The sequence below is a fragment of the Paenibacillus wynnii genome (genome assembly GCF_030812855.1).
GTDB classification, from domain to species: Bacteria; Bacillota; Bacilli; order Paenibacillales; family Paenibacillaceae; genus Paenibacillus_AQ; species Paenibacillus_AQ wynnii_A.
In genome coordinates, this window is sequence record NZ_JAUSTK010000001.1 from 123,515 (window position 1) to 150,137 (window position 26,623).

The 26,623-nt window shown below is 47.0% G+C and carries 24 protein-coding genes, 3 tRNA genes and 1 pseudogene; 7 read left to right on the forward strand and 21 right to left on the reverse strand.

The window, feature by feature from the left end; genetic code table 11:
• Positions 1–101 precede the first annotated feature (101 nt).
• Genes J2T20_RS00425 through J2T20_RS00440 form a run of 4 tightly spaced genes read right to left on the reverse strand, consistent with a single transcriptional unit; the run spans position 102 to position 3,963 of the window.
• The gene (locus J2T20_RS00425) at positions 102–890 is read right to left on the reverse strand and encodes an SDR family oxidoreductase (protein ID WP_307584511.1); all 789 of its coding nucleotides are present in this window, start codon (positions 888–890) and stop codon (positions 102–104) included.
• A gap of 24 nt (positions 891–914) precedes the next feature.
• On the reverse strand, positions 915–2,078 hold the full coding sequence (locus J2T20_RS00430; RefSeq protein WP_307584513.1) for an SMP-30/gluconolactonase/LRE family protein: 1,164 nt from the start codon (positions 2,076–2,078) through the stop codon (positions 915–917).
• Positions 2,079–2,110: 32 nt separating this feature from the next.
• On the reverse strand, positions 2,111–3,121 hold the full coding sequence (locus J2T20_RS00435; RefSeq protein ID WP_307584515.1) for a zinc-dependent alcohol dehydrogenase family protein: 1,011 nt from the start codon (positions 3,119–3,121) through the stop codon (positions 2,111–2,113).
• Entirely contained in the window at positions 3,118–3,963 is an 846-nt protein-coding gene (locus tag J2T20_RS00440; RefSeq protein WP_307584517.1) for an SDR family NAD(P)-dependent oxidoreductase, read from the reverse strand. Before J2T20_RS00440 ends, J2T20_RS00435 begins: the two co-directional genes overlap by 4 nt.
• A 280-nt stretch (positions 3,964–4,243) precedes the next feature.
• Between J2T20_RS00440 and J2T20_RS00445 the strand changes: the two genes are divergently transcribed.
• Positions 4,244–4,903, forward strand: coding sequence for a TetR/AcrR family transcriptional regulator (locus J2T20_RS00445; RefSeq protein WP_307584519.1), 660 nt, complete (start codon positions 4,244–4,246; stop codon positions 4,901–4,903).
• Between the two features lie 1,100 nt (positions 4,904–6,003).
• On the opposite strand, the gene ltrA is transcribed toward J2T20_RS00445, so the two are convergent.
• The 3 genes from ltrA to J2T20_RS00460 all read right to left on the reverse strand — a co-directional run bounded on the left by ltrA (position 6,004) and on the right by J2T20_RS00460 (position 7,933).
• Positions 6,004–7,266 (reverse strand): group II intron reverse transcriptase/maturase, encoded by a 1,263-nt coding sequence (ltrA, locus tag J2T20_RS00450; protein ID WP_307584521.1) that lies wholly within the window; start codon positions 7,264–7,266, stop codon positions 6,004–6,006.
• A 176-nt stretch (positions 7,267–7,442) separates the two neighbouring features.
• Positions 7,443–7,604, reverse strand: a complete 162-nt coding sequence (locus J2T20_RS00455) for a hypothetical protein (protein WP_307584523.1) — start codon at positions 7,602–7,604, stop codon at positions 7,443–7,445.
• Between the two features lie 256 nt (positions 7,605–7,860).
• Positions 7,861–7,933, reverse strand: a tRNA-Lys gene (locus tag J2T20_RS00460).
• Between the two features lie 629 nt (positions 7,934–8,562).
• Here J2T20_RS00460 and J2T20_RS00465 point away from each other — a divergent pair.
• From J2T20_RS00465 to J2T20_RS00480, 4 genes are read left to right on the forward strand one after another with little or no spacing between them, the layout of a single operon-like run.
• The gene (locus tag J2T20_RS00465; protein WP_307584525.1) at positions 8,563–9,753 is read left to right on the forward strand and encodes a serine hydrolase domain-containing protein; all 1,191 of its coding nucleotides are present in this window, start codon (positions 8,563–8,565) and stop codon (positions 9,751–9,753) included.
• A complete protein-coding gene (locus J2T20_RS00470) occupies positions 9,753–10,571 on the forward strand; it encodes an ABC transporter permease (RefSeq protein ID WP_307584527.1) in 819 nt (272 codons plus the stop codon). Before J2T20_RS00465 ends, J2T20_RS00470 begins: the two co-directional genes overlap by 1 nt.
• Positions 10,572–10,599: 28 nt before the next feature.
• A complete protein-coding gene (locus J2T20_RS00475; protein WP_307584528.1) occupies positions 10,600–11,382 on the forward strand; it encodes an ABC transporter permease in 783 nt (260 codons plus the stop codon).
• Positions 11,379–12,383, forward strand: coding sequence for an ABC transporter ATP-binding protein (locus tag J2T20_RS00480; RefSeq protein ID WP_307584529.1), 1,005 nt, complete (start codon positions 11,379–11,381; stop codon positions 12,381–12,383). The genes J2T20_RS00475 and J2T20_RS00480 overlap by 4 nt, the downstream gene beginning before the upstream one ends.
• A gap of 178 nt (positions 12,384–12,561) precedes the next feature.
• Here the strand turns inward: J2T20_RS00480 and J2T20_RS00485 are convergent, their stop codons facing one another.
• Genes J2T20_RS00485 through J2T20_RS00495 form a run of 3 tightly spaced genes read right to left on the reverse strand, consistent with a single transcriptional unit; the run spans position 12,562 to position 15,185 of the window.
• Positions 12,562–13,218 (reverse strand): response regulator transcription factor, encoded by a 657-nt coding sequence (locus J2T20_RS00485; protein WP_307584531.1) that lies wholly within the window; start codon positions 13,216–13,218, stop codon positions 12,562–12,564.
• Positions 13,219–14,379: a sensor histidine kinase gene (locus tag J2T20_RS00490; protein ID WP_307584533.1), complete on the reverse strand. Its 1,161-nt coding sequence runs from the start codon at positions 14,377–14,379 to the stop codon at positions 13,219–13,221. It abuts the gene before it with no gap.
• 29 nt (positions 14,380–14,408) lie between these two features.
• Positions 14,409–15,185, reverse strand: coding sequence for a CPBP family intramembrane glutamic endopeptidase (locus J2T20_RS00495; RefSeq protein WP_307584535.1), 777 nt, complete (start codon positions 15,183–15,185; stop codon positions 14,409–14,411).
• Positions 15,186–15,918: 733 nt separating this feature from the next.
• Between J2T20_RS00495 and J2T20_RS00500 the strand changes: the two are divergent.
• A pseudogene (locus tag J2T20_RS00500) lies at positions 15,919–16,447 on the forward strand (transcriptional regulator); the annotation flags it as partial.
• A gap of 473 nt (positions 16,448–16,920) precedes the next feature.
• On the opposite strand, the gene J2T20_RS00505 reads toward J2T20_RS00500, so the two are convergent.
• The 3 genes from J2T20_RS00505 to nrdR all read right to left on the reverse strand — a co-directional run bounded on the left by J2T20_RS00505 (position 16,921) and on the right by nrdR (position 17,699).
• A tRNA-Lys gene (locus J2T20_RS00505) sits at positions 16,921–16,993 on the reverse strand.
• Positions 16,994–17,006: 13 nt separating this feature from the next.
• Positions 17,007–17,082: transfer RNA gene (locus J2T20_RS00510), tRNA-Ala, on the reverse strand.
• Between the two features lie 140 nt (positions 17,083–17,222).
• Complete coding sequence (nrdR, locus tag J2T20_RS00515; protein ID WP_307584536.1) at positions 17,223–17,699, reverse strand: transcriptional regulator NrdR; 477 nt, start codon at positions 17,697–17,699, stop codon at positions 17,223–17,225.
• A gap of 166 nt (positions 17,700–17,865) precedes the next feature.
• Between nrdR and J2T20_RS00520 the strand changes: the two genes are divergently transcribed.
• Entirely contained in the window at positions 17,866–18,084 is a 219-nt protein-coding gene (locus tag J2T20_RS00520; protein WP_307584538.1) for an alpha/beta-type small acid-soluble spore protein, read from the forward strand.
• 79 nt (positions 18,085–18,163) lie between these two features.
• On the opposite strand, the gene J2T20_RS00525 is transcribed toward J2T20_RS00520, so the two are convergent.
• The 8 genes from J2T20_RS00525 to J2T20_RS00560 form a co-directional block, all read right to left on the reverse strand.
• The gene (locus tag J2T20_RS00525) at positions 18,164–18,727 is read right to left on the reverse strand and encodes a lytic transglycosylase domain-containing protein (protein WP_307584540.1); all 564 of its coding nucleotides are present in this window, start codon (positions 18,725–18,727) and stop codon (positions 18,164–18,166) included.
• A complete protein-coding gene (gene coaE, locus J2T20_RS00530; protein ID WP_307584542.1) occupies positions 18,724–19,320 on the reverse strand; it encodes a dephospho-CoA kinase in 597 nt (198 codons plus the stop codon). Before coaE ends, J2T20_RS00525 begins: the two co-directional genes overlap by 4 nt.
• 10 nt (positions 19,321–19,330) lie before the next feature.
• Positions 19,331–20,005, reverse strand: coding sequence for a sporulation membrane protein YtaF (gene ytaF / locus J2T20_RS00535; RefSeq protein WP_307584544.1), 675 nt, complete (start codon positions 20,003–20,005; stop codon positions 19,331–19,333).
• Between the two features lie 160 nt (positions 20,006–20,165).
• Entirely contained in the window at positions 20,166–21,002 is an 837-nt protein-coding gene (mutM, locus tag J2T20_RS00540; RefSeq protein WP_307584547.1) for a DNA-formamidopyrimidine glycosylase, read from the reverse strand.
• A 51-nt stretch (positions 21,003–21,053) separates the two neighbouring features.
• Positions 21,054–23,720, reverse strand: coding sequence for a DNA polymerase I (polA, locus tag J2T20_RS00545; RefSeq protein WP_307584549.1), 2,667 nt, complete (start codon positions 23,718–23,720; stop codon positions 21,054–21,056).
• A 169-nt stretch (positions 23,721–23,889) separates the two neighbouring features.
• On the reverse strand, positions 23,890–24,549 hold the full coding sequence (phoU, locus tag J2T20_RS00550) for a phosphate signaling complex protein PhoU (protein ID WP_307584550.1): 660 nt from the start codon (positions 24,547–24,549) through the stop codon (positions 23,890–23,892).
• Positions 24,550–24,591: 42 nt separating this feature from the next.
• A complete protein-coding gene (gene pstB / locus J2T20_RS00555) occupies positions 24,592–25,347 on the reverse strand; it encodes a phosphate ABC transporter ATP-binding protein PstB (RefSeq protein ID WP_307584552.1) in 756 nt (251 codons plus the stop codon).
• A gap of 119 nt (positions 25,348–25,466) precedes the next feature.
• The gene (locus J2T20_RS00560) at positions 25,467–26,597 is read right to left on the reverse strand and encodes a methyl-accepting chemotaxis protein (RefSeq protein WP_307584553.1); all 1,131 of its coding nucleotides are present in this window, start codon (positions 26,595–26,597) and stop codon (positions 25,467–25,469) included.
• Between the last annotated feature and the right edge of the window lie 26 nt (positions 26,598–26,623).

Genomic DNA, 26,623 nt, shown 5'->3' on the forward strand with positions numbered 1-26,623 from the left:
TAGGAGGGCAACAGCTAAAGGGGTTCGCTCTTGCCCTAGGAAAAACAAAAGATCCGTTCCCAAATCTGGGAAGGATCTTTTATTACTATTTGGACGTCGTTTTATTTGAACCGCTGGGCTTGCCTTGAAGGCATGATGGTTAGTTCCGGAATGCTGACATGCTCAGGCTGCTCCAATGCATAAAGTGCAGCCTCTGCAACATCATCGGGATGTAACGGCAGGACTTTCGAAGCAAACGCGCGAATTTCATCCTCGGAATACCCGGCCACCTGAGAAAATTCCGTTGCCACCGCCCCGGGCTGAATCGTCGTAACGCGAATCCCCTGATCGATTGTCTCCAAACGTAATGCAGACGCTATGGCGTTTACGCCGTATTTGGTAGCGCTGTATGGACCTCCTCCGGCAATCACTTCCTTGCCGGCAATGGAGGAGATGATGATGACATCTCCCTTGCCCTGACCCAGCATTGGCGGAAGCCCGTAGTGCAGCGTCAACATTAGACCGTGTACATTCGTCCTGTACAGCTCCTCCCATCTTTCCAGATCCACTTCTACCAAAGGACTTCGATACCCGAATCCGGCATTGGCGACTATAATATCAAGACGGCCCCAGCGGTTAATTGTTTCATTAACCACATGCTGTACTTCTTCAGCCTTTTGAATATCAGCAGGTACCGCCATAACCTCGTACAATCCCTCTTTATGCAATTCCTGAACCAGCTCATCCAATCGATCCCGTCGACGTGCCACTACAGTCACATGGGCGCCGCGCTTTACCAGTTTCCTGGCGATTGATGCCCCGATTCCGCTGCTAGCGCCTGTCACCATGGCCACTTTTCCGGTCAGACTCTCCTTCTCATTCCAAGATAGCTCCAAATCATCCAGATTCATTTCGCACCCTCCCAGATTCCAACCTTATTTTGTTAAAAGCACGCGATGAACGCCCTTGCTGCCTCCAGGTGCCGTTCCTATATATAAATATCCGTTATGGCTTGCAGCCGTAGTTACGCCATACAGTTTGCCTTCCGGATCATGCCAGCTTCCGATAAGTTCTCCCTGCGGACTGAACTCCGCAGCAAGCCCATGCTTCGCCGGTGCGCTTGCGCCGCTAAGCAGCGACTGCGGCACTTTGGCCATGGTACTGGCCAACCAAGGGTTGCTATGCATCTGATCTACAAAAGAAAGGCGAGTCGTAAAGATACCGACCCAGAAATGACCTTGGTCATCACGCGTAATGTTGTCTGGAAAGCCTGCGAGATTGTCTGCGAAAATATCAGATGTACCCTTCTTCGGTCCTTTGAGCCAGTATCTGGTCAACTGATAATGATACGATTCCGCCACAAGCACAAAATCTTCATCCGCGGACAAGGCAACCCCGTTTGCAAAATAGAGGCCTTCTAACAGGACGGTCGTCTTCTTGGTCATTGGATCGTACTTCAGCAAACGTCCATGCGGCTTGTTCTCGGCAATTTCTTTGAAGGTCACGCTACCATAATTCGAAGTATCGGAGAAATAAATGGAGCCGTCCTTGGCAATATCAAGCTCATTAGCTAAATAGATCGGCTTGCCGTCCACTTGATCGGCCAATACCTCTATGCTCCCGGATGGGTTTATAGACAGCAGTCCCCTCTTGACATCCGTAACGATCAAATCGCCTTTGGCATCAAATATAAGCCCATTAGGCGTTCCTTTGGTGTCTGCAAACAGTTGGGCTTTTTGCGGATTGCCCTCTGCATCGAAAGGAACCTTGTAAATTTTCCCGTCTGAATCTCCTGTATATAGCTGGCCTTCTTTATCGAATGTAATGAATTCCGGGAATTGAGGGGCATCAGTAACAAGCTGAGCCGAGCTGAGTTTGTTGTTCTGTTTCCACGGACCCGCTTCCTCAAAAGAGGGAGCCGTCGGTGCGGACCATTTTGCCGGTTTGATTGGTGAAGGCAAAAGCAAGAAAACGAGTAATCCTAGAACGAGCACCGCGAGCAGTGATAGACCCCATCTGCATATCCTAGCACGCAGTGAGCGTTTAGGACGATTCACGCCTTCAGTAGATTTAACGGAGCTAACTGCTTTATTGGGCATTAGAGCGCCTCCTATGTCATTTTTGAGAGATTTTAGATTTGGACTACGATTTTACCAAAATATTGCTTTCCTTCAGCCAAGAGCGCGAATGCTTCTCCAATTCGATCTAGAGGGAATACACGGTCGATGACGGGATGTAAACGATGATGGGCAATCGCTCGATTCATCTTTTCAAAGTGATCCCGGTTGCCGACTTGACTGCCGCGAACCGTTGCGGCTTTCTGCAAGATGCTGGAGACATCGTATTCCGGAATGGTCAAGCCCGATAAGAACCCGACCATACTCACGGTCCCTCCAGTGCGAAGTGCATTTATGGATTTCCCTATCGTTGCCGCTCCTCCAACATCCAGAACATGGTCGACGCCGCCAGTCAACTCTAACGCTGCCTTATCCCAATCGGGATTTTCCGAATAGTTGATCGTTTGCCATGCACCAAGAGCTTTTGCTCGTTCCAGCTTGTCGTTGCTGCTCGAAGTGATGATGACTCGTGCTCCGGCCATAAGTGAGAATTGAAGCCCGAAGATGGAGACACCGCCTGTTCCTTGCAGCAGTACGGTATCACCCGCTTGCAAACCACCGTATTCGATTAGCATGCTCCATGCGGTTAATGCCGCAATCGGCAGGGTGGAGGCCTCCTCATAAGTGAGGTGATCGGGAATAGGGACGACTCCGTCTTCATGTAGAACGACATACTCGGCAGCTACTCCGTTCAACGGACCTCCCAGACTTTCTTCTAACACCCCTGGTCTTGGGTTGCCGCCAATGAAGCGCTGTTGAAAATTACCCGCTACTCGGTGTCCGACCTGAAACCTTGTTACTCCTTGGCCAACAGCTACAATTTCTCCCGCTCCGTCTGATAATGGAATGAAGGGGAATTTGACTTCGATCGGCATTAATCCGCTGAGGACCACTAGATCCCGGTAATTGAGAGAAGCTGCCCTCATGCGGATCAGCACTTCCTTAGGGCCTGGCGTTGGTATATCGAGTTCCGCCATGGTTAATTCCTCAAAGCCGAAGCCGTTTTTCAGTTGTATAGTTTTCATTGAATTGTCCTCCCTGCAAGATCAGATTGATTACCCGGATTCTTATTATTGCTGCTGTATCCTTCGCGCGGACGAAGCATGCTTCCAACAAGCCGAAGACCTTGCTTTCGTGTAATGAAACGCGATAACTGCGCCCCTAGATAATTCTGTACACCCGGAACGACATACACTTTCCCTTCCTTCAGCGCGCGAAGTGCAACCTCCACGACTCTTTCTGGCGTGTCTTTCTTTCCGACGGAAGCTTCTTCAGCTCCTACGACATTAAAGAAACTGGTGTCCGTCGAACCGGGACAAAGTGCAAAGAATTTTATGCCGCGGGTGCGGTTTTCAAACCATAACGCTTGAGTAAACGACAGGATGAAAGCTTTCGTTGCCCCATATACGGCCATATAGGGAAGTGGTTGAAATCCGGCAGTTGAGGCAACATTGATAACTGCACCTGAGCTTCTGCGCAACATATCCGGCAAGAACAAGTGGGTCATATCTACAACAGCGGCGACATTGAGCATAACCTCTTCATGTTGACGCTCACCTGACACTTCTTCAAACAAACCATGTGTAGCGAAGCCTGCATTGTTGACCAGCAGTTCGATATCCACTTTCAAAAGTCGACATTTCTGATATAACTCGCTGGGCGCACCCTCTTTCGAAAGATCCATAGAGATAACCTCAGCTTTGATGCCATGCATCTTTCTGAGCTCTGATGCCAGGCTCTCAAGCTTGCTCTCCGATCGGGCGACGAGTACCAGATGGCTGCCTTGTTTGGCCAGTTGTCTCGCGAATTGCTCTCCAATACCGGAAGAAGCTCCCGTGACGAGCGCCCATTTCCCCTTATTTTTCATAGTGCTACTCTCCTTTTAGATACTATGTTATATTATAGAAACACCGTTACCATTGCTCAGAAGTAATTTTCTATTCTCATGAAAGTTAAGAATTACCGCGCATTACGGTAACGGTGTTTCCTATTGGTCTCATTGTATCCACTCCATTTTAGAAAGTCAATATGATCTTTGAGCCTCCATCGTTTTATTGACAAGTGAAGGACAACTGTATACAATTCCTGCTAAGAGAGTCGGAAACTTTGTTTCCTGAAGAAAACACGATAACCGAAGGTGGATGATTATGAGCGACCAAGATGCCTCCTCCTATACGAACACACGAAAGTTGAAAACCTACCAAGAAGCTCGCTTGCAAAATACTGAAAATCTCCGCAAGCTCGTTGTTGATGCTGCAGCAACACTCTTGCAGGAAGAGGGCCCGGAAGCCGTTACGGTGCGCAAAGTATCCCAAAAAATGAATTGCTCGACAAAAATCATTTACAGCTTGTTTGTCAATAAAGAGGGCTTGGCCCAGCTGTTGTATCTGGACGGTTGCAAGCTCCTCGCTAACGAATTCGAGAGGACGCCGCAAGCTGCTGATCCGGCACAGTATTTGCTGAATTTAGGCGAAACCTATTGGCAATTCGGGCAGCGTTACTCCAGCTATTATAAGCTGATGTTCGGAGGCGCTTTCGCAGATTTCAAACCGGACGAGGAAAGCATGCGAGGTACCGTAACGGCCATGAGTCAATTATTAACCGTGATTAGCAATGCGCAGAAGCAAGGACTCATTCCCAGCCAGTATGACACCGAATCCGTTGTCCGTGTATGCTGGGCCTCGCTCCATGGCGTCATTCATCTTTACATGGGTGGACACCTGGGAGATGTACAATCAGCCTATGCCGTATACAAGCAAACTTTGTCTTTGATCGCCAGTTCGTTGTTTCCAAATCATAGCGCTTAATTTGATAGTAATAGCTTCCAACTTTAATTTTATCTAGCTGCTTTCTAATTTCTTGCATATTTCTTTCTCACACCTCAATGAGTTACACTTTGAATAATGAATTGAATTCACTTTTTAGTTCGCGATATAATAAGAAACATAGGTTTTGAAGCACACGCCGCTTAAATGCAATATCCATCTGAATTGATTTCAGAAGGGCATTGTATTTTAGCGGTTTTTTTGTGGGGTAAAATAACGCTCGATATTTAAGCAGGAGCATTTGATGACGCGATTTGAGCAGCAGTACATGGAATGGTTAAAAAGCAAACTGGAGAATGAGAGCAACCCCAGGCGAAAGGAGTTGCTTGGCAAAGGTTTAGGTTGAATTTCTTTGGGCGGCTACCGATATAACACGCCAGACGTATTTTGCATGAGTTAGTTAATCAACAGTTATTGGATATCGTAGGAGGGCAAATCTTAACCAAACATAACAGCTTAGGATATAGCAAAATATACAGTGGATAAAGCATACAGTTAATTAAGTGAATTAACTGTATGCTTACTGTTGAAGTTGAGTCAGATAAGTTTGAACGGACCACAGAGACCTTATTTCCAGAAATTCAATGATTTCGCTGATCTTACGGACACAGATGCAACTATTTACTCAATTCCAGCCCGATTATGCCTGGTGAAGAACCAATAAGAGCTCTACAGTCCGCATGCATTGCTAAATGAACCAAATAACTAAAATAAGCGCTGTACAGTCCGTAGTGTTCATATTGAGCAACTCAGAGCAACTCAGAGCAATTCAGGACAATTCAGGAATTCAAATTCCCCACCACTCCTAGTGATTAAGCCAAATACGATACAGATCAGAATTGGGTACAGTAAAAATCTTCAACGCCAGTCTGACAGACTCTGTACAGCTTCAGTAATGTCTTACAAGGTATGTGATTACATTAGCAGGTACGTCAATAATTCAGATAGCCTTGGACTTCTAAGTTTGCTATTTCTCCTACGCTCCGCCCTCTCATTGCAATTCCATAAACAAATCGAGTAGGAGGGGGCGGTAAGCCCCCGACCTCTCACACCACCGTACGTACCGTTCGGTATACGGCGGTTCATGAAATATTCCGTAAGGAGTTGTATCTGTCCAGCAAGCTCTTGAGTCCCTTGGATTCCCAGTATTGGTTATTCAATGCACGCTGCAAAATCGGACTTCCTGCTATTCGCCAGTACCCTTTTCGGGTATTCCCCCACTCATAGGCTTTATCCTTGGGCATACCCAAGGATATTAGCCTTTTGACTTTGGTTCTTGGGTTCTTCCATTGCTTCCATAGGCACATTCTAAGCCTTCTTCGTATCCACTTGTCCATGTCCCGAAAGATACTTGGCGTATCCGCCAGCGAGAAGTACCCACACCATCCCATAAGATAGTGGTTTAGTTCCTTCATTCGCTCTTCCATCCTCATCGGCTTCTTTCGGGAGGTTATCTCTCGAATTCTGACCTTCGCTTTCTGTAAGGACTGCTTTGCAATTCTCACTTTCGGCTCATTGTCTATGCTAAAACTAAACCCTAAAAACTTCCGTTTCCATGGACGGTCTACCGCGCTCTTCGCTTGGTTCACCTTCAGTTTTAGCCTCGTCTCGATGAATCGGGTGACGGATGCCTTGACTCGCTCGCCTGCTCTTGGCGTTTTCACGTAGATTTTACAGTCGTCCGCATAGCGGACGAATCGGTGTCCACGTCTCTCTAGTTCTTTGTCCAACTCGTCCAAGACGATGTTAGATAATAATGGTCTCAGAGGACCGCCTTGTGGCGCGCCTTCAAGTGTCGGCTTTACTAACCCGTTTTCCATCACGCCCGACTGGAGGTATTTGCGAATAAGTAGAAGAACGTTCTTGTCCTTCACTTTCTCCGCAATCCTCATCATTAGACGGTCATGGTTGACGCGATCAAAGATTTTCTCCAAGTCCAGATCGACTACGAATCGATATCCTTCTTTCATGAATTCTGTCGCTTCCCTCACGGCATCATGTCCCCGCCTTTTGGGACGAAACCCATAACTGTGCTCGGAAAACTGTGGATCGAACAATGGGGTTAACATCTGAGCGATTGCTTGCTGCAGCATTCGGTCTGTCACGGTAGGGATTCCTAACTTCCTGACGCCTCCGCCATTCGGTTTCGGGATTTCGACCCGACGTACGGGGCTCGGCTCATAGGTTCCTTCTTCTATCGCTTGCCGTAGGGTTTTCCAGTTTTGTACGATGTGTTTTCGTAAGGATTTTACGGACATGCCATCTACGCCATGGCTTCCTTTATTGGCTTCGACACGATTTAACGCTTGCAGAAGGTTTTCCCGTGACAGCAACTGCTCCAACATTTTTTTACCTCTCTTTACGTGACTTGTACTTTCCTCTTGTGCCAGAGATGAATTCTGCCCTGCCCGTAGTCCCCTGCGGATTCACCGCTTCCTTCTTCGGTCAGATCCTTTCGGATTTTTTTTCTGCATTCATTACTCATCTTGAACGCCAGGATGCACAAATGCCTATTTCATGTTCAGCCCTTCCGCCCGTGTTGCAACACGAAGCGTACTATGGCGTCTGCTGACTTCTGTACGTTCAGCTTACTTTCACAAGTAAGGTTACGGAAGTTGTTCCACGTTCCGTACAGATCTCCCCAGGTAAGAACGCTATCTTCCTCTCCATCTATCTGCTTCATTTACTCTCGTACGCCTTTGGCAGTATGGGCTTTGGTTTGTTTGGCTACCTCATCCAACGTATGCTAGCCTTATATGAAGTTCGTGTTCCTCAGACCGGAGATTTGCCGCTGGCTTCCTTCAGATTCCACCTCGCGGTGAACACCCTTGTCTTAAGCTAATGACTACTACTGCCTTCGCCATTCGGGACTTTAACCTTGAGATAGCGCCCATGCTGGGCGCACCAAAAAAACGGCATTTCTGCCGTTTTTTCTGTGATGGACTCTCAAGGATTCGAACCCTGGACCAATTGATTAAGAGTCAACTGCTCTACCAGCTGAGCTAAGAGTCCATATATGAAATTTGGTGGAGCCTAGGGGGATCGAACCCTGACCTCATCGCTGCCAGCGATGAGGTCAGGGGCACTGCCCAGCCCGGAATACTCCATGCGTGCATAAAGGAGCAGAACTGCATATAACGCCTTTTCCTCACAACATCGCTGAATATGTAAAAGAAACGGATGAACGCAAAATAAGCTTAACGGTGATGTTCTCGAATCCGCACTAAACGGAGATTTACTCTGCAAACATGTAATATATCTCCCCGATAAAATCATGAATGCCTATGTGTTATCACCTGATGGGTGAATAATCACTCTAGCCAGCGGTATTTGTCCGCTGGCTTTCTTTTTTTACCAAGGTTACGTTACAGGCTGGACAGATAAATTCCGGAGTTACACCTGCTTTGAGCACGAGAGTACATTTCTTCGTCCTGCTTCTTACACAGCACATCACTCGGGCAAGTTTGGTTATAAAACAAACTCGCCGTTGCAACATCCATTCTTTGGAAATATACTTAACGTATTCGTGCCGGTAGCAATTGCCATGTAAGACGGCACGAATAAGCGAGTCATTTTGAAAGCGCTTAGATAGAGTGGTTACCCTTGCATGGCGTAAATATATATAAGGAGGCATATATCTTATGCTGCATACTCCAGGAGTTACCGACTGTTCACCGGCAGAGGTCGGTTATGACACTTCAAGAATCGAGGTTTTGAATGCCCATTTCCAGACCCTGATCGATCAAAAAAAGGTCCAGGCCGCATCTTACTGCGTTTCTAGGTATGGAAAGACATTCATGCACGGTGCTATCGGACCGCTTTCTTTCCGGGAAGATAGGGCAGACCCGCTTTTACCGACAACCGTTCATAATATCGCGTCCATTACCAAAGCCGTTACCTCAGTAGCGGTCGCCAAGCTTGTTGAGGACGGTATTCTCCGGTTTGACATCCCAGTCGGCGCTATACTAGAGCCGTTTAATGTGGACCCATTTAACAAAATCGATATATACAGCCTTCTGACCCATACCTCGGGCATGTTTCCCGACTGTGCGGAGAGCATTCCCTATCATAAATCTTATTGGCAATTAATCGGTGAATATTTCGAAAAGTATAACCCTGAGAGTGGTGATCTGGACTGGATCACAGCCGCGCTAAGCTGCGGGGTCAATAAAAAAGTCGGCGAGGAATGGCAGTACTGCTCATTCGGCTTCTGCATGCTCGGAGAAATCATCAAGAAAGTGACAGGCATAACCGCTGAACAGTACATAGAAGAGCAAATCCTGAAGCCTCTTGGCATGAAGGATACCGTTTGGGAACTGACTCCGGAGCTAGCCAGACGCGCCATTATAAGAAAAGAGAGACATGAAAAGCGGCTGAACGATCTGATTAACGGTACTCAGCCCGAAATCTCTCAAGAGGAACAGCTGTGGAATATGGTTTCCAGTACCGGTGGAGGACTAATCTCTACACCTGCCGACCTCATCCGTTTCGCTAACATGCTCCTGGGTATGGGAACGCTGGGCGATACCCGGATTGTCGGCCGCAAAGCAGTCGAGAAAATCACGACCCGCACCTTGTATGGAGTGCCCGATTACTGTTGGGGTGCCAATAACAGCGACCGGAGCTATGGCATTGGTCTGGATATGAGAAGAGGTCCCGCCTTCCTTTACTCTACGACCAGCTATTTACATGAAGGTGCAGGAGCTTGCTGCATGGCCATTGACCCTACAGAGCAGCTCGCCGCAGTATGGTTTGTGCCTTTTACCGGTGATAATTGGTACGCGGAGGGGCTCTTTAATGTCACCAATATCATCTGGTCAGGACTGATCTAATGAACCGCTTGAAACACAATTGGCTGATTTGCCGGACGGTGGCGGATGTGACCTACAAAGAGTGGAGTGCCTACCGCACGCATTCCATGGTGTCCATTATCGTCGGGCCTGTATATTTTATGGTGCAATATTTTATCTGGACGGCGGTATACGGAGATCACGCTTCTCTCGGCGGTATTGGCCTTCCCCAAATGATCCGCTACTTCGGTGCTACTGCGCTTCTCGGTTATCTGATTATGGATTTTGCCGATTGGAACTTATCCATGCTTGTGCGCACCGGTAAATTTCTCACCTTCCATCTGCGTCCGATTCATCACCGTTCCTTCGCCTTGTTCCAGAAAATCGGCCACCGGTCTCTCGGCTTCCTGTTTGAATTTTTGCCCTGCCTGCTGATCTTTATCTTTATTTTTGGCGTCGACATGCGGCCGGCAAGCTTTCCATGGACCATCCTGTCTGTGGTTCTTGCCTTTCTGATGAACTTTTATGTGAACTACACAATTGGCCTGACTTCCTTTTGGCTAGTCCAATCGGGCGGAATACGAAGCGCGTTTATGCTGGTGTCGGGTATATTTTCAGGTGCGCTCATTCCGCTTGACTTCTTTCCGCACTGGCTGCAAGTACTCCAGTTCTTCCTGCCGTTTCAGTACATGGCCTATCTGCCGGCAATGGTGTTCACCGGGCATTATTCACTTGGAGGCCTCGAGCTGTCCATTCAGCAAGCTGTAGGCATGCAAGCGGTAGCGGTATTGGTTACATTCGGATTGAACGAGCTCGTACGCCGCCTGGCCATGAAGCAGTTCACCGCTGTCGGCGCATGAATGCCCCCATGAAAGGATAGTTTGTCACATGAAACGGTACCTGGAAGTTTATAAGCAGTGCATGTATTCCGCTGTACAGTCGGCTGCAGCCTATCGGATGAATTTTATTATCAGCAGTCTGATCACGCTCGTCGGCAACATTCTTTTTCCGCTGGTCACCCTGCTTATTTACCGGGCGGGCACCAGTTTTCCCGGCTGGAGCTTGTATGAGGTGCTGCTGATCCAGTCTGTGTTCACCATGTCGAGCGGGCTTTCGAGTGTTATTTTCGGCGGTGTCCTCTGGACCACAATGTCGCATGTGCGTGAAGGAAGCTTCGAAGTCGTTCTGCTCAAACCGCTGAATCCGCTATTTTTTATTGTAGCCACTACATTTTCAACCGATAGTATCGGCTTGTTTCTGGGCGGGGTATCGCTCTTCATCTTCTCTGCTGTACATGTAGGGACCATTCCAGCCTTGAACTGGCTGCAGTTTGCCGGGTTGTTTGCCGTAGGGACGGCTGTACTGGCCGGTTTATCTCTGATGATGGCCGCTATGTCCTTCAAATGGGTGGGCAACTCGAGAATTTCCGAACTTGCTGACAGTGTGCTTCACATCGGAAAATATCCGCTGCCCATATTTCCGAAGGCTGTGCAGGCTGTGGCCACGATGATAATTCCTGTGGGAATGGTTGGCTTCCTCCCTGCGTCCGCTCTTCTCGGCCGGGTGCATGCCAGCGATTACGCGGCTGTTCTGCCCTGCTTTTTATTTCTGGCGGTAGGAGTATGGATTTACCGGCATATGATCAGATTGTACGAGGGGGTAGGCGGATGATGCCGGTTATTGATGTGAGTCATTTGACCAAAACATATAAAACCTATAAGCGTGGCGCAGGTATGGGGCAGACCTTCAAGAGCTTCTTCCAGCGCGAAGAAGTCGTGGTCCACGCGGTCCACGATATCAGCTTTGCCATTGAGCAGGGGGAAATCTGCGGCATTCTAGGTCCCAATGGGGCGGGGAAATCAACGGCAATCAAAATGCTCTGCGGCGCGCTGTATCCCACAAGCGGGGAAATTCAAGTTCTTGGTTATTCGCCTGCCCGGGACAGAAAGCGCTATGTCGGCAAAATCGGAGCCGTATTCGGTCAGAAATCCCAACTGATCTGGGATATTCCGCCTATCGACAGCTTCAACATGAACAAGGCAATCTACGGGATCGCCAATCCGGATTTCAAAAGCCGTCTGGAAGAGCTGACGGAGTTGCTGGATATTGCGCATGTGATCGAAAAGCCCACACGAGTGCTGTCCCTTGGCGAACGCATGAAATGCGAATTCGTCATGGCTATGCTGCACCGGCCGGACATTTTGTTTCTGGATGAGCCAACCATCGGGCTTGATGTGATCGCCAAGGTCAAAATCCGCGAATTCATCCACCAGATGAATAAAAAGCAGAATATGACGTGTATTCTGACCACCCATGATCTTGAGGATGTGGAGGAGCTTGCTCACCGGGTCATTGTCATTAACCATGGGGACAAGGTTTTTGATGATTCGCTTCAGCGGCTGAAGCTTTTTTTGGGGGAGAAGAAACAGGTCAGTTTTACTTTTGTAAAGTCTGCGCACAAGGCCGTCTTCGACAATGCCTACACCAAGGTAATAGAGCGGCCGTCAGACTTTCAAATTACGCTTGAAGTGGATACAGCTCACATTTCGATCAGCGATTTCATCGAAGATATCTCCATGAAGCACCGGTTCTCCGACATTTCGGTTAAGGAACTGCCGATTCAGCAGGTGGTTATGAATATTTACGAAAATGCAGCAGGTGTGTCCGGATAGCGGTTTGATTCGTGCCAGATTGTGTTACTGTAACGAAAATAAGAAGAGACGGCAGAGATGCCGTCTCTTCTTATTTGATGGACTCTCAGGTATTCGAACCCCAGAGCGCAATGCTGCCAGCGATGCGCTCTGGCGCAATTGTCGATTACACTGCTCCAAAAAACGTATATCACTGTTCTTATATGGAGAAATACTTCTTTAATAACAAGACCGCCTTCGCCCGGTCATTGGTACCGATCTTAGCATAAATGTCACTTAAATAGTTCTTAACCGTTCCCTGTGTCAAAAATAGTTTTTCGGCAATTTCCTTTGAGTTGTAGCCCTCCACTATCAGCCTCGCAAGATCAAGTTCTCTAGACGTTAGCTCAAGCTCTTCGCCTGCTTGTTCAAACCGGCTGTTCTTGTTACGGATATTAAGGGCAAGCTTGTGCGCCACTTTGCCGGTCAGCAGCAAATTGCCGGATAGTGCTTCATAGATGGATTGAACAAGCTTCTCCCCATCAATATCTTTAAGCAAATAACCAGAAGCTCCATTGCTTAAGGCCTCGATGATATAGGCATCATCGTCAAATGTTGTTAAGATAATGATGATCACATGAGGATAGAGTTCCTTTATGATTTCGGTAGCCTTTACCCCGCCCATACCCGGCATCCGGATGTCCATTAGGATGACATCAGGAACAACCGAGCGAAGCCGTTCAATCGCTTCTTCGCCGGACTGAGCGGTCTGAGCGATCTCCATTTCCGATCTTACCGTAATCAATGTTTCAAGACCTTCCAACATAATTTTCTGATCATCCACAAGCATGACGCTGATTTTGCGATCGCCACCCATTTAACCATCCCCCTTTGCAACAGGCATCCAGATATAAAGTGCAAACCCATTCACTGGCTCACCCTGTACATCCAACTGACCTCCGATAGCCTCTATTCTTTCCTGCATCGATTTCAGTCCAAAGCCATAATTGACCGAATCACAGCCTCTTCCATTGTCCTTTACCGTAATATGAATCGTATCTTGCTGCTCCAGAACTGATATTTCAATCATACTTGCATTGCCATGTCTTAGCGCATTGGTGATCGATTCTTTGATAGAGTTGATTATGACATACTCCTGAAGGGAGATGAGACGTATAGCCGCCGCATAATGAAAAATAAAATGAACACCCGTCTGCTTGGTCGTGTCGGCCATGATCTTCTGTATTCCATCCTTAAGATCCAACCCGCTTACCGTTCCGTGTGTTGTTTTCAAGGTTTTGACGACCTGACGGATGTTGCCGAGTCCGTGTTTCATCTGTTCGCGAGCAACGATTATCTTTCGACGAGCTTCCTCCGGCTTTTTATCAAAGAGAAGTTGGGCCCCCTCAAGAGCAACGATTGCTGTCGTTAACGTATGTCCCACCGTATCATGAACTTCTTCCGCAATACGGGTTCTCTCCTTAAATACCGCCAACTCTTCCCTCGTTCTAGCTTCCTGAATCAAAGCTTCATTTAATCTCTGGTTGATGTCCCTTTGATTGAGCAGCAGCTTGGTGCTCCAAATCGGAATAACCAGGCATGTATAGCTTAAAATATCGAAAACATTTAACCACATATCTTTTCCGTCGGCTTGCCACAAAATGAGATAGGTTAAAAATCCGCCGTAGGCAAAAGGTAAAGCGTACCACGACTTGTAGTGCAAGAGAAGATCCGCAACAAAGAGGACAAATACGATACTCTCAATTTCCGTGCCGCTACGCAGGAATAATAGAAACAGAAGAACGATTTCGGCAATCGGGGAGACAGCTGCAATGGGATGATACTTGGGATGGTACAACACATATTTTGAGTGCCTTAAGAAATAGAGCCCGATCAGGATCGCAACTACTACAAAGCCATTATATTGAGATAAAACAACATAAAGCAATAGCAGGACCACATATGCGAAAGCCAACCCATAGAAAAAAATTCTCGATACTTTCGTATTGCTTAGTGTATGAACCGCTGAAATATTCATGAGATCACTCATCTCTTAAAAATGAATCATTATAAATAACCTAAAATGACGGCAGTAACACCTATAAGCAATGGAATGGCTTCCACCCCATGAATGAGGATAGCCGGCCAGAAGCTGCGGTATTTGGCATTTAAAAACCCATAAAAAATCGAACCAACGATAAACAATGGAATTTCCGATATCTTATGAAGGTGATACGCCGCGAACAAAACCCCGTTTACAGCCCAATCCCATTTTCCAAAAGCCCCCTTCATCTTCGGTAACAAAATGCCGCGAAAAAACAACTCTTCCCCCAGTATATAATTAAACAAACAACTAACCAACGCAATACCGAGCAAATACCAATCGCCGACAAATTCAGGGACCGCCAGACTTTCTATCAGGGTATAATCCTTGGGAGCCATAACCGGGAATACCCGGTTGATCGCTTCTTCTATAAACGAGAACAAACCTGAGCTTTCAAAGAAAAAAGCGTACATTATGATCGGAATCGTGAACGAATAAGCCAATCTAAAGACCTTACCCGTTTTCGGATGAACCGGATGATTCAACCACAGTCTTTCCTTTAGTGCCACCCAGCTCCATTTGCCCAATTCTTTCTTCAAAAGGATTACAGATAGTACAAACTGCCAGATCATACCAACAATCATAAGAATCCAATAGAGAATACCCGGATGGAATTTGACGATTGGCACCAGAACCGGTAATAACACGAATCGAAAGAGGAACATCGGCAATGCTACCAAAGCCCATAACCCTAATATTGTACCAACACTGTATTGCTTGATTTCCAATTCGTGATGCAATCTCCCCACTCCTTCTAAAGCTTAGTCATTATCGAAAGTAAAGTAAATATATAAATAAAGACTGTCATATGATAAGTGTCGATCGTCATAAATGCCGTACACTTCTATGTACAGCAGTCTATCTTGAATTCTTTCTGCCCTAAAAAAATCAATAAGCTTACACTCTGGATTAAAGAATTGAATTCATTTAAATGCAATATCCATCTGAGTTATTTCAGGAGGTCATTGTATTGGAGAGGTTTTTTTGTGCGATAAATTAGTGGCTCAACACCAAAATCAGTGCTTGACAGGTGACGGGAAGGACAGAAAGCCGTTATATCCTAATAGAGGGATTTTCCCCCTGTATTTCTGTGCCCGGCACCCCGTTTGGGTAATTTAGAAGGGATTTCGCCCGCTAATTTTGAGGATTTACCTCGTTGGGGCAGCATGGCTAAGGATTAGAGGGATATTTTCCCTTTCATCTCAAAATAAAGTCGTTTCGGTCGGTATTAGCGGGCATTTTCCCCTCTAATTCGCCGAAGGACTGGTCCGCAACCCCGAATCGGCTACTGTAAGGCGTAATTCCCCAAACCCGGTGAGCATCAGGCGAAGTTAGATCGAAATCGTCCCCGGTACAGTGAAGCAAACGGAAAGTCTAGCACTGATTTTGAGAAAGAGCCAAATTAGTCTAGGTTTTAGTTATGGAGGAGAATAGCGATGCCGCGATTTGAGCAGCAATATGAGGAATGCTAAAGTCTGGTTTCCGTCAATCGAAAATTTGGACTAAATGTATTCTGAATAGGAGGTTCGCGATTTCAATAACGGTTACTGCTATCCGGATTTGGCTTATGTGCCCGGAGGGGTGAAAGGCGGAATTGAGATATAAGACTATGGACCGCATGCCAGAGATTTGGATGTTAGGCGGGGCGGTTCAAGGATCTATGCCGCCGGCATTGCTTGCTTGCCCTGGATGGCTGGACCTTTCTCCCGATCGCTTATCCTTCGATTGTGGAAGAGCCCAAGCAATGCCAGCAGTTGGTGCTATCTTTTATAGGCAAATTCATCGCGACAGATGTTTCTTCCACATTAACTTGGCTGGAGGCTGAGTCACTGCGTTTCGCAAGACGTCTGCTTAGGACGTTTACACCATCGGAACTTGCGCAGCATCCAAAGTTACAGATAGACACGCCAGACGAATCCTACACGAATTGGTTCAACTACAGTTACTGGATATAACAAGCGGCGGACAGCAGCGCAATCGTACGTACCAGCTGAGAGTATAACTAGAAATCTAGTGGATTAATTAACCACCGAATTGGATTGGATTCCTGAAATTCTTGTAGCCATCGTAATGGTGGAAGAGTCGGGTGAACCGCTACGGACCGAGGAGCCTTTATTTCCTCCAAAACCCCGTTTACGTCTATCTTACGGACTCAGATGCAGCTATTTGCTGATATTTGTCTGAAAAATGCCTGATGGAGAGGAATAACTGCAATACGGTCCGTAAGCCCGGCTAAATGTGCCAATTTGAGAAAATAAGTGCTGTGCGGTCCGTAGCAGTCTTGTGCAAGAATTAGGAAACCGAAGGCTAGTCGCGGAAGCTGAAATTTGGAGCTTGGGTTAGTCGTTGAGCTTTCGGGGATCGGGGTTTACCGCTCTGCAGTTTGGAGTTTTAGACAGGTCTGCCTCCCCACCCGCCAGATCCCATGGTTCGGCACAAAGCAAAAAAACGGCATTTCTGCCGTTTTTTCTGTGATGGACTCTCAGGGATTCGAACCCTGGACCAATTGATTAAGAGTCAACTGCTCTACCAGCTGAGCTAAGAGTCCATAATATGAAATTTGGTGGAGCCTAGGGGGATCGAACCCCTGACCTCATCGCTGCCAGCGATGCGCTCTCCCAGCTGAGCTAAGGCCCCGAATGCGGGTTAAAAACGTTCCGTTTGAGCGGTAAGCCCAGCCACTCTGCTAAGCTCAAGCTCCGTAGGCGACTTCTATATAATATAAAAAATCAGTGTCTGTGTCAACACTTTTTTTATATATTAGAAATCGCCGCATTTTATAACCCGCCCATTTCGGATGTACTCTTAGATAGCAATCCCTTCAATTCCTTCATAAACATGTTGATGTCTTTGAACTGACGGTATACGGATGCGAAGCGTACGTAAGCAACTTCATCAACCGGGTAGAGTTGTTCCATCACTAATTCACCAATCTGTTGGCTGTCCACTTCGGCTACAGCGATGCCGCGCAGAGACTTCTCAACCTCAGATACGATCATTTCCAGCTGTTCTACCGATACAGGACGCTTCTCACAAGCACGAATCAGACCTCGCAGTATTTTATCGCGGCTGAATTCCTCACGGCTTCCATCCTTCTTAATGACGATCAGCGGGGTCTCTTCAATCATCTCGAACGTTGTAAAACGCTTGCTGCACCCTTCACATTCACGCCTGCGGCGGATGGACTTATTCTCGTTAGCTGGTCGAGAGTCCAATACTTTTGTATTTGTATGATCACAGTATGGGCATTTCATAAGTTAACTCACTTCCTTTTTGCAAAATGATTCGCTGTCCGTTCCACGGATATCCGGCTTTTAGACATGTACATTCTTTTTTCCATAAATCACCGTTTCATTATAGTTATGAATATAACAAGTCCAGCACATAATACAGTTACCAACCGATAGGAGGTGAACAGCAATGAGCCAAAACAGAAGCTCCAACAACCTGGTAGCGCCAAGATCAAGCGCAGCTTTGGAACAACTTAAATTTGAAGTTGCCCAAGAACTAGGTATCACACTTTCCCCTGATGGTTACCAAGGCAATAAAACATCTTATGAAAACGGTTCGATCGGTGGTTACATCACTAAACGTCTTGTAACCCTGGCTGAACAACAACTGGCAGGTCAATTCCAATAAACCTGTCTCCATAGCTTGCCTAAAGAAGTATTGAACAGCTTCCGGGCTGTTTAATGCTTCTTTTTACTAAAGCTTAAGCTTAGAAATAGCTGTAAATTTCCGTGTACTGCTCATAATAATAGATAACCCGCTGTACATAATGACGCGTCTCGCCGATTGGTATGCTCTTAACTGCTTCCTCAGTTCCGTCCCAGGCTCCCTGCTGCAACCAACGCTGCACATTGCCAGGGCCGGCATTATAGGCGGCTATCACAGCTATACGGTTACCCTCAAACTGTCGGGAAAGAGATCGTAGATACCAAGTCCCAAGCTCAATATTCGCAGAAGGCTCCTGCTTCAAGCGCTCTAGTGAGACATCAGGAAGCTTGGCCTTTTCAATTGCCCAATTGGCGGTATCCGGCATAAGCTGCATTAGACCCAAGGCTCCTTTTTTGGATTCCCGTCCGGTCTTATAATTAGTCTCTACACGAATAATGGCAGCAACAAGAAAGGGATCTATGTTATAAGTTTGGCTGTGTTTACGAATTTCATCCTTATAATGAATCGGATAAAACCAGGACATCCAGTTCGTACTTAGGAATAGAATTGCCGTGAATCCAATGAACAAGAGCAGCAATACTCTTTTTTTACGCAGATACTTCATAATAAACCCAGCCTGTCCCAAAGTTTTTCAACCTGCATTTCAGTATGGGCCAGATTCCCGCTGTTGTCGATGACATAACTAGCTTTACTACGTTTTAATTCAATGTCCATTTGGGCATTCAACCGATCCTCTGCCTGCTCTCTTGACCAATTGTTACGCTCCATTAAACGGGCTAACTGTACCTCACGCGGTACGTACACAACCACGATCTCCTCAAACATCCCCTGTAGATTTGACTCAAACAGCAAAGGAATATCTACAATAATTAATCGTTCCGGCTCCAGTGTATCCATTTCCTGCATACGACTGCGGATCTCCTGCCGAATAGCCGGGTGCGTCAGATCGTTAAGAGTTTGTATAGCCTCCGGGTCTCGAAAGACTATTTCACCCAGCTTCGCTCGATTCAACGTTCCATCCGGAAAAAGGATGTCTTGTCCAAAATGACGAACAGTGGCCGCCAGCACTTGATGTCCGGGGAGCATAACCTCTCTGGCAATGACATCTGCGTCAACCAGCTTTGCTCCCTTGTTCACAAATAGCGCGGATACTGTGCTTTTTCCGGAGGCGATGCCTCCAGTTAAGCCCATAATCATGTTTTTCACCTCATAACAGCTTCATTATTCCCATTAAAATTAACATTAAAGCAGGTAATACCGCCGCACGTTTCATCCAATAGCTTCCTGAGAATCGAAACCCCGTTTTCATTCCCATGACCAGAAAGATTCCGCTGAACATGGCTATGACGAGTGATGTCCATACCGGCTGAAAACCGAGCAGAGCTGCCCCAAGACCCGCACCAAAGGCATCCAGAGAAAGAGCAATACCGAGTATCATCGCTTCGACGGATGAAATACTGCCGGAATCGTCCATATCCGCTGAGGACGGGGTACGTAAGATTTGGATTACGATCCCCAAATGGCGCAGCTCGAGTGAAAAAACTTCCGGCTTATCTATCTTCACTATAAGATCCAGAGGCTTAGCGTTGACAACTCCACGATCATCGTCCTTCTGCATCAGCATTTGCACCAGCGACCAACAGCCCATGAGGACAAGAATAACAGCTCCGACCACCGAAGCTGCATTTGCAGAGACTACACGAGCCAAGAGGACGCCCACCTGCATTGAGACACAAATAACCACGCCCGAACAGAGCGAAATGATGAGAATCGATAGCAGCGGGATTTTCATTTTGCGCAAACCATATGTAATCCCGACACCAAAACCATCTAAACTCAAAGCAAAAGCCAGCAACAGTAGTGAAAAAAGTGGGCTGAGCACCCGCAATCCCTCCCGTGAAGAACCGGAGACTGGCGGAAGATCCGACAGCAACCGTTCGCTTATTCAGCATTCTTCACCCAGTATATGGGCGGTACAGGCAGAGGGTGCCAACCTTTTGCAGCTGCATGGACACTTGTAAGGAACTTGTAAGGAAATAAATCTAAGTTTCACTAGGACGCTGACAGTTTGGACAATAATGCGTACCGCGCCCTCCCACTACTGTTTTCTCGATCATGGTGCCGCAAGAGGAACAGGGCTCGTTCTTGCGCCCATAGATTATCAGCTGCTGCTGATACGTTCCGCTCTCCCCTTGACCGTTCACGTACGACTTGATGGAGGAACCTCCGGCATTAACAGCTTCTGTTAAAGTAGCAACAATCGCTTGATACAGCTTATCCAATTGCTCGTCGCTTAAAGATTTGGCACTATCCTCCGGATGAATACCTGCCCGGTGGAGCGACTCATCTACATAGATATTACCAATGCCAACCACATATTCCTGATTGAGTAGCAGAGATTTTATTTTTGTACTTTTACCCGCTACAATCCCCTTGAATCTTTCCAATGTAAAAGAGGGATCCAGCGGCTCTTGACCAAGCTTGTTCAGTGGTGGAAGCGATAGATCTTCATCCTGCTGGAACAAGTGCATCGTACCAAACTGGCGCACATCATTGTAACGGAGTTCGCTACCGTCCGTAAAATGAAAGATCACATGCGTATGCTTATCCAAAGGATCATTACTGCTATATAAGCCGTAGCGCCCCTCCATCCGTAGATGGGATACAAGCACCAGCCCGTCCAACACAATGCGTAAGAACTTACCTCTCCGCTGTACATCTATAATGCTATGACCTGCCAACAGGTGGGCAAAGGCCTGAATATCATCCGGTCGCTGAATAATCCGAGCCAACCGGACGGTTACATGTTCGATCTGCTTGCCTTTAATGAGAGCATTTAAGGTTCTTCTTACGGTCTCTACTTCCGGCAATTCCGGCATGATGTCTTCACCTCTACTCCATTATAACGGATATGGATAATACGCGGGAGTCTATTTCGCTTCATACCAGTTGCTGCCATAACTTACCTCTGCCTTGAGTGGAACGGAAAGCTTCAGTGCTCCCTCCATGACTTCCGGCAAAAGAGTCTTCATAAGTTCCAGCTCATCGGCCGGGACTTCGAAGACCAATTCATCGTGAACCTGCAGCAGCATCCGCGACTTAAGCTGTCGTTCGAAAAGTGCCTTATCCATATGCACCATCGCCAGTTTGATAATATCCGCGGCCGTCCCTTGGATCGGCGTGTTCATCGCTGTGCGTTCAGCAAATGAGCGCACATTAAAGTTGCTGGCGTTAATATCAGGGAGATAACGGCGGCGTTCCAGCAATGTAGTTACATAACCCTTCTTCTTCGCCTCCACCACAATATCATCCATGTACCGACGTACACCTTGGAACACTTCAAAGTATTGCTCTATAAAATGAGACGCTTCCTTACGTGTAATATTCAAATTCTGCGATAATCCATAATCACTGATTCCATAGACAATTCCGAAGTTAACCGCCTTGGCAGAACGGCGCATATTACTGTCTACTTGCTCTGCTGTCACACCAAAAACATCCATAGCTGTCTTAGTGTGAATATCCATATCCTGCAGGAAGGCTTCCTTCAGACGTTCATCATCCGAAATATGGGCCAGCACACGCAGCTCGATTTGTGAATAATCGGCGGCCAGAATCGACCAACCAGGTTCGGAAGGGACAAATACCTTGCGGATTTTGCGGCCTTCCTCCAGCCGAATCGGAATATTCTGCAGGTTGGGGAATTGGCTGCTCAGCCGTCCTGTAGCTGCAATAGTCTGCCGATAAAAAGTATGCACTTTTCCGGTAACCGGAGAAATTTCTTTAAGCAATCCTTCCACATACGTAGATTGAAGCTTGGCAATTGTACGGTACTGCAATATCAGGCGTACCACATCATGATAAGGGGCTAGCTTCTCAAGGACCTCAGCATCTGTGGAATAACCTGTTTTTGTCTTCTTGACGACAGGCAAGCCCAACTTCACAAACAAAATTTCTCCAAGCTGCTTCGGTGAGTTCAAATTAAACTCCGTTCCACAGATCTCATAAATTTCAGTGACCAGCTTTGAAATTTGCCATTCGAACTCTTTGCCTAGCTCCATCAAGTCTTCTTTATTGGCAGCGATACCTTGCTTTTCCATATCTGCAAGTATACGCGATAACGGCATTTCTAAATCCTCGAACAGACCTTTCATTGCGGTATCTATCAGTTCCTGCTGCTGTTTTTGAACAATTCCGAGTACGGTCGCGCTCTTGCGGGCTACGTGAGTCCCAAGAACTTCTAATTCGGGGATCTTGTACTTGGCACCCTTTCCAAAGACATCCTCATCAGCCGACAGATGGGGTAATCCGTATTTTGCCGTAAGGTCGTTCAGATTTTGATTAGCCTCTGTAGGATCCAGCAGATAGGCGGCCAGCTGAACATCATGGGCTGCTCCGGCAAAAGGAATTCCCTGCCAATGAAGAGCCAGATCAGCACGGTGCAGATCATAACCGCTCTTCGGTGTAGCCTCGTTACTTAGCCAAGCCCGCAGTTGATCTGCAGCCGGACTTTTCAGCAATGAAATCGGTACAAAGTAATGCCGGTCCTCAGAAGACAGCGCCAGTCCAATGACTTCAGACCGATGCGGATTTTCCCCGTTAGTCTCTACATGAAGTGCAGAGATTCCCGGCAGCTTCGTTAGGAGCTCGTCCAGGTTTCCTTCATCTATTATAGTAATGTCCAGTTCCGCTTCTGGTGTGGAGTCGCCATCTGCACCTGTCCCAGCAGGCCCATTAGCACTTAAGGAAAGACGTTCCAACAGGGATTTGAATTCAAGCTTTGCCAGCGCAGGGCCGGCTGTATCCTTATTCAATCCTGTAAAGACCATATCCTCCCACGTGTGCTCCAGCGGAACTTCACGGTGAATCGTTGCCAGCTTCTTACTCATTACGGCGTCTTCCGCATGGGCTTCCAGCTTCTCTTTCATCTTACCCTTAAGTTCTCCGGTTCCGGCAAGAACACCCTCAACAGATCCGAATTGGTGAAGCAGCTTCAACGCCGTCTTCTCACCCACACCGGGCACTCCGGGAATATTATCACTTGCATCTCCCATAAGGCCCTTGAGGTCAATAATTTGTTCAGGTGTCAGGTTATACTTCTCGCGAATTTGCTCAGGACCATAGAGTTCTACTTCAGTTACACCTTTGCGGATTAAAGCAATGGTTGTATGCTCTGAAGCCAGCTGCAGCATGTCCTTGTCCCCTGACACAATCATGACTTGGCGGCCTTGCTCATCCGCTTCACGAGAAATGGTACCGATTATATCGTCTGCCTCGTAGCTGCCGATCTCAAACTGAGGCACACCCAGATCGCGCAGCAGCTCCTTAAGCATCGGGAATTGCTCCGACAGCTCCGGCGGAGTTTTTTCCCTGCCCCCTTTATAATCCTGATAGCCTTCATGACGGAAAGTCACCTTGCCCGCGTCAAAAGCAACGATCATATGCGTTGGCTTCTGCTCCTCAATCAAACGCAGCAGCATCGTTGTAAATCCATATACCGCATTAGTCGGCTTCCCTGCTGTATTCGTTAACGGCGGCATCGCGAAGAAAGCCCTGTAAATAATATTATTGCCATCTATGAGTATCAACTTGTCCATGTTAGCACCTCGCCTTTATCCTGCTTACTCCTTACATCTTAACATATGCTCCCGTTAAAATAGAACCTGACGGTTTAAGACTTCCCTCTATCAGGTGTATGCTGCCCAGTACACGAAAAAAACGCCGGCATCGTGTCGGCGTTTGGTATCTTTCTTCTATTATACCTTCTTACTGATTCAAATCCGGTCGTTTCCCAGTTACGAGGTAAACTACACTCTCACCAATATTGGTCGCATGATCAGCAATACGCTCAATATACCGACCAACGAGTGTAAGCAGCATCGCCTGAGATACCGATTCCGGCTTCGCCACCATGTAAGTATACAGTTCATTGATCATCGCACTGTACAAATGGTCGACCTGATCATCATCCTGCGCCATTTTGTAAGCCAGATCAGTATTCTCATCTAAATAGGATTGAATAGCTTCTGTAGTCATCCCTTTAACGATTTCAGCCATACGCGGAATATCAACAAGCGGTTTAATCAATTCCTGACCTTGGATGCGCAACGTTACTTTTGCTACATCAAGTGCCAGATCCCCCATACGTTCCAGATCGCTCGATATTTTGAAAGCTACTAGAATCCGGCGTAAATCCTTCGCAACTGGTTGTTGAGTTACGATTAATCGTGAGCCAATTTCCATGATTCTCTCTTCCATCGCATTTAGACGAATGTCTGCTTTTACAATTTCCTGTGCACGTGTAGTATCAAGACTTTGAAGGGACAGCACAGCGCCTTCCAAGGCGTCTGTCACATGTTCACCCATCTGCTGCAAAAGAGAGCGCAGCTCTTCGAGATCTTTATCGAATTCTTTTCTGCGAATCATAAATAGAGCGATCCTCCTCAAATCATTTGGTTAATTCTCACTTTACCCGAAACGTCCTGAAATATAATCTTCGGTACGTGAATCCTTGGGGTTGGAGAACAACACTTCTGTATCTGCCGCTTCCACAATTACACCATTCAGGAAAAATACCGTGCGGCCCGATACTCGTGCAGCCTGGTGCATGTTATGGGTAACCATAACAATAGTATATTTGCTTTTCAATTCCTGAACCAATTCTTCGATTTTAAGTGTGGATACCGGGTCGAGCGCAGAGGTAGCCTCATCCATAAGCAAAATGTCAGGCTGAACAGCGAGTGCTCTGGCAATACAAAGACGCTGTTGCTGTCCACCGGATAAGCTAAGTGCAGACTTTTTCAAGAAGTCCTTTACTTCCTCCCATAGCGCGGACTGCCGTAAACTTTGCTCAACCAGCTCGTCAAGTTCACTCTTCGAACGAACCCCGTGCAGGCGTGGGCCATAGGCTACATTGTCATAGATGGATTTTGGAAAAGGATTGGGTTGTTGAAACACCATGCCTACTTGCTTACGCAGGCTTTCTACCTCGACCTCATCCCCGTAAATATTTTTACCGCTAATGTTGACTGTTCCTTCGATACGTGTTCCCGGAATCATATCATTCATCCGATTTAGTGTGCGCAACAAGGTGGATTTCCCACATCCGGAAGGCCCGATAAAAGCGGTAACCTCTTTCTCCGGAATTTGCAAATCAACGCTCTTCAATGCGTGGAACGACTCATAGTAGAGATCAAGTTTCTCTATGTCAATGATGGATTTCATTTGTGGTTGTGTCTCCTTCTCATCATCTTCGTTCCCAATGATAAGCTTTTAGTGTAAATACAGTTGGCGAGAAATGTAAACGCATTGTAAAATTCATGCAGGCAACTTATAGGTAGACGTCATTGAAATTCGGTCCCGCCGCTCATAGTATGCAGTTTACTCTTAATGCCAGAGGCCTGATTGGCACTCTGACTGGTCAGATGATAAGCCATTTTACCGGCTTTCTCGACGTTAATTACTGCGGCCTGCAGGCTACCGAACAATGTTCCTGCCTCCTCTACATCAGCGGAGCTGCCATAAATCTCATGCACACCGGCTGAAGTGAGATCTGCCGTCTTTCCCGCAAGGCTACCAATGTGACCTAGCAAAGCCGTAATATCAGCGGATAATTGCCGCGTCTGCAGAGCAAGTAAACGCACCTCACCCGCTACCACCTGAAACCCCCGCCCATGCTCTCCGGCATGTGCAGCTTCGATGGAGGCATTCATAGCCAGCAATCCGCTTTTCTCTGCAATCCCACTAATCTCACGAGTTAATGAAGAAATATGCGCTACATCCTCCAGCAATTGTGTAACCTGTAATTGTTGCTCACGCATACGCTCATCAACCCGAATATATGACTCCTTCACATTCCCTAACTTATCTGAACCTATACCGATCCACTGGTCCATCCGCCGGCATTCAGCCTGCGACATCTCTACTGCAGTCGCCGCTTCCTGCAGAGCTGCTTCTATATCAAACACGTGGCCGTAGCTCTCCGACACCGCCTGTCGCCGCTCTGCCTCTGCACGCTCCTGCAGAAGTCCTGACATAATCATCAGATCCTTGACTGTGAGTACCCCAGTCAGCTTACCGTTATCGATAACAATAACACAATCATAAAATTTGTCCTCTTCACGCTGCAGTGCACTGCGAATCAAATCCTCTGGTTTATCAGAGCCTTCCACAGTAAGCGTGTCTCGATTGGCAAAAATATCTGCCGGACGGAGGTAGAATAGATCCGCCGCATATCGACCAGCCATAGCTTGGTAAAACACATCTCTCATCAGCAGTCCAGTTGGTTTTTGTTCTTCATCACAAAGGACAATGCAAGGGATTCCTTCGTTAGCCCCAAAAATGGATAACACTTCGCTGCATTCAATATTTCCAGTGACCGAAGGCACTTGTATACAATAATCCACAATAGAAATGTGACTCTTACCTTCGGCTAACAGTATCTCTGTTTCCTTAACAAGCTCCAGTACTGACACCAAAGAACCCCCCCAAGTATGTATAG

Excerpts from the sequence above, each read along its gene's own strand:
- J2T20_RS00425 (WP_307584511.1), bottom strand. The coding sequence starts at position 890 with ATGAATCTGGATGATTTGGAGCTATCTTGGAATGAGAAGGAGAGTCTG.
- J2T20_RS00430 (WP_307584513.1), bottom strand. The coding sequence starts at position 2,078 with ATGCCCAATAAAGCAGTTAGCTCCGTTAAATCTACTGAAGGCGTGAAT.
- J2T20_RS00435 (WP_307584515.1), bottom strand. The coding sequence starts at position 3,121 with ATGAAAACTATACAACTGAAAAACGGCTTCGGCTTTGAGGAATTAACC.
- J2T20_RS00440 (WP_307584517.1), bottom strand. The coding sequence starts at position 3,963 with ATGAAAAATAAGGGGAAATGGGCGCTCGTCACGGGAGCTTCTTCCGGT.
- J2T20_RS00445 (WP_307584519.1), top strand. The coding sequence starts at position 4,244 with ATGAGCGACCAAGATGCCTCCTCCTATACGAACACACGAAAGTTGAAA.
- ltrA (WP_307584521.1), bottom strand. The coding sequence starts at position 7,266 with ATGTTGGAGCAGTTGCTGTCACGGGAAAACCTTCTGCAAGCGTTAAAT.
- J2T20_RS00455 (WP_307584523.1), bottom strand. The coding sequence starts at position 7,604 with ATGAAGCAGATAGATGGAGAGGAAGATAGCGTTCTTACCTGGGGAGAT.
- J2T20_RS00465 (WP_307584525.1), top strand. The coding sequence starts at position 8,563 with ATGCTGCATACTCCAGGAGTTACCGACTGTTCACCGGCAGAGGTCGGT.
- J2T20_RS00470 (WP_307584527.1), top strand. The coding sequence starts at position 9,753 with ATGAACCGCTTGAAACACAATTGGCTGATTTGCCGGACGGTGGCGGAT.
- J2T20_RS00475 (WP_307584528.1), top strand. The coding sequence starts at position 10,600 with ATGAAACGGTACCTGGAAGTTTATAAGCAGTGCATGTATTCCGCTGTA.
- J2T20_RS00480 (WP_307584529.1), top strand. The coding sequence starts at position 11,379 with ATGATGCCGGTTATTGATGTGAGTCATTTGACCAAAACATATAAAACC.
- J2T20_RS00485 (WP_307584531.1), bottom strand. The coding sequence starts at position 13,218 with ATGGGTGGCGATCGCAAAATCAGCGTCATGCTTGTGGATGATCAGAAA.
- J2T20_RS00490 (WP_307584533.1), bottom strand. The coding sequence starts at position 14,379 with ATGAATATTTCAGCGGTTCATACACTAAGCAATACGAAAGTATCGAGA.
- nrdR (WP_307584536.1), bottom strand. The coding sequence starts at position 17,699 with ATGAAATGCCCATACTGTGATCATACAAATACAAAAGTATTGGACTCT.
- J2T20_RS00520 (WP_307584538.1), top strand. The coding sequence starts at position 17,866 with ATGAGCCAAAACAGAAGCTCCAACAACCTGGTAGCGCCAAGATCAAGC.
- J2T20_RS00525 (WP_307584540.1), bottom strand. The coding sequence starts at position 18,727 with ATGAAGTATCTGCGTAAAAAAAGAGTATTGCTGCTCTTGTTCATTGGA.
- coaE (WP_307584542.1), bottom strand. The coding sequence starts at position 19,320 with ATGATTATGGGCTTAACTGGAGGCATCGCCTCCGGAAAAAGCACAGTA.
- mutM (WP_307584547.1), bottom strand. The coding sequence starts at position 21,002 with ATGCCGGAATTGCCGGAAGTAGAGACCGTAAGAAGAACCTTAAATGCT.
- polA (WP_307584549.1), bottom strand. The coding sequence starts at position 23,720 with ATGGACAAGTTGATACTCATAGATGGCAATAATATTATTTACAGGGCT.
- phoU (WP_307584550.1), bottom strand. The coding sequence starts at position 24,549 with ATGATTCGCAGAAAAGAATTCGATAAAGATCTCGAAGAGCTGCGCTCT.
- pstB (WP_307584552.1), bottom strand. The coding sequence starts at position 25,347 with ATGAAATCCATCATTGACATAGAGAAACTTGATCTCTACTATGAGTCG.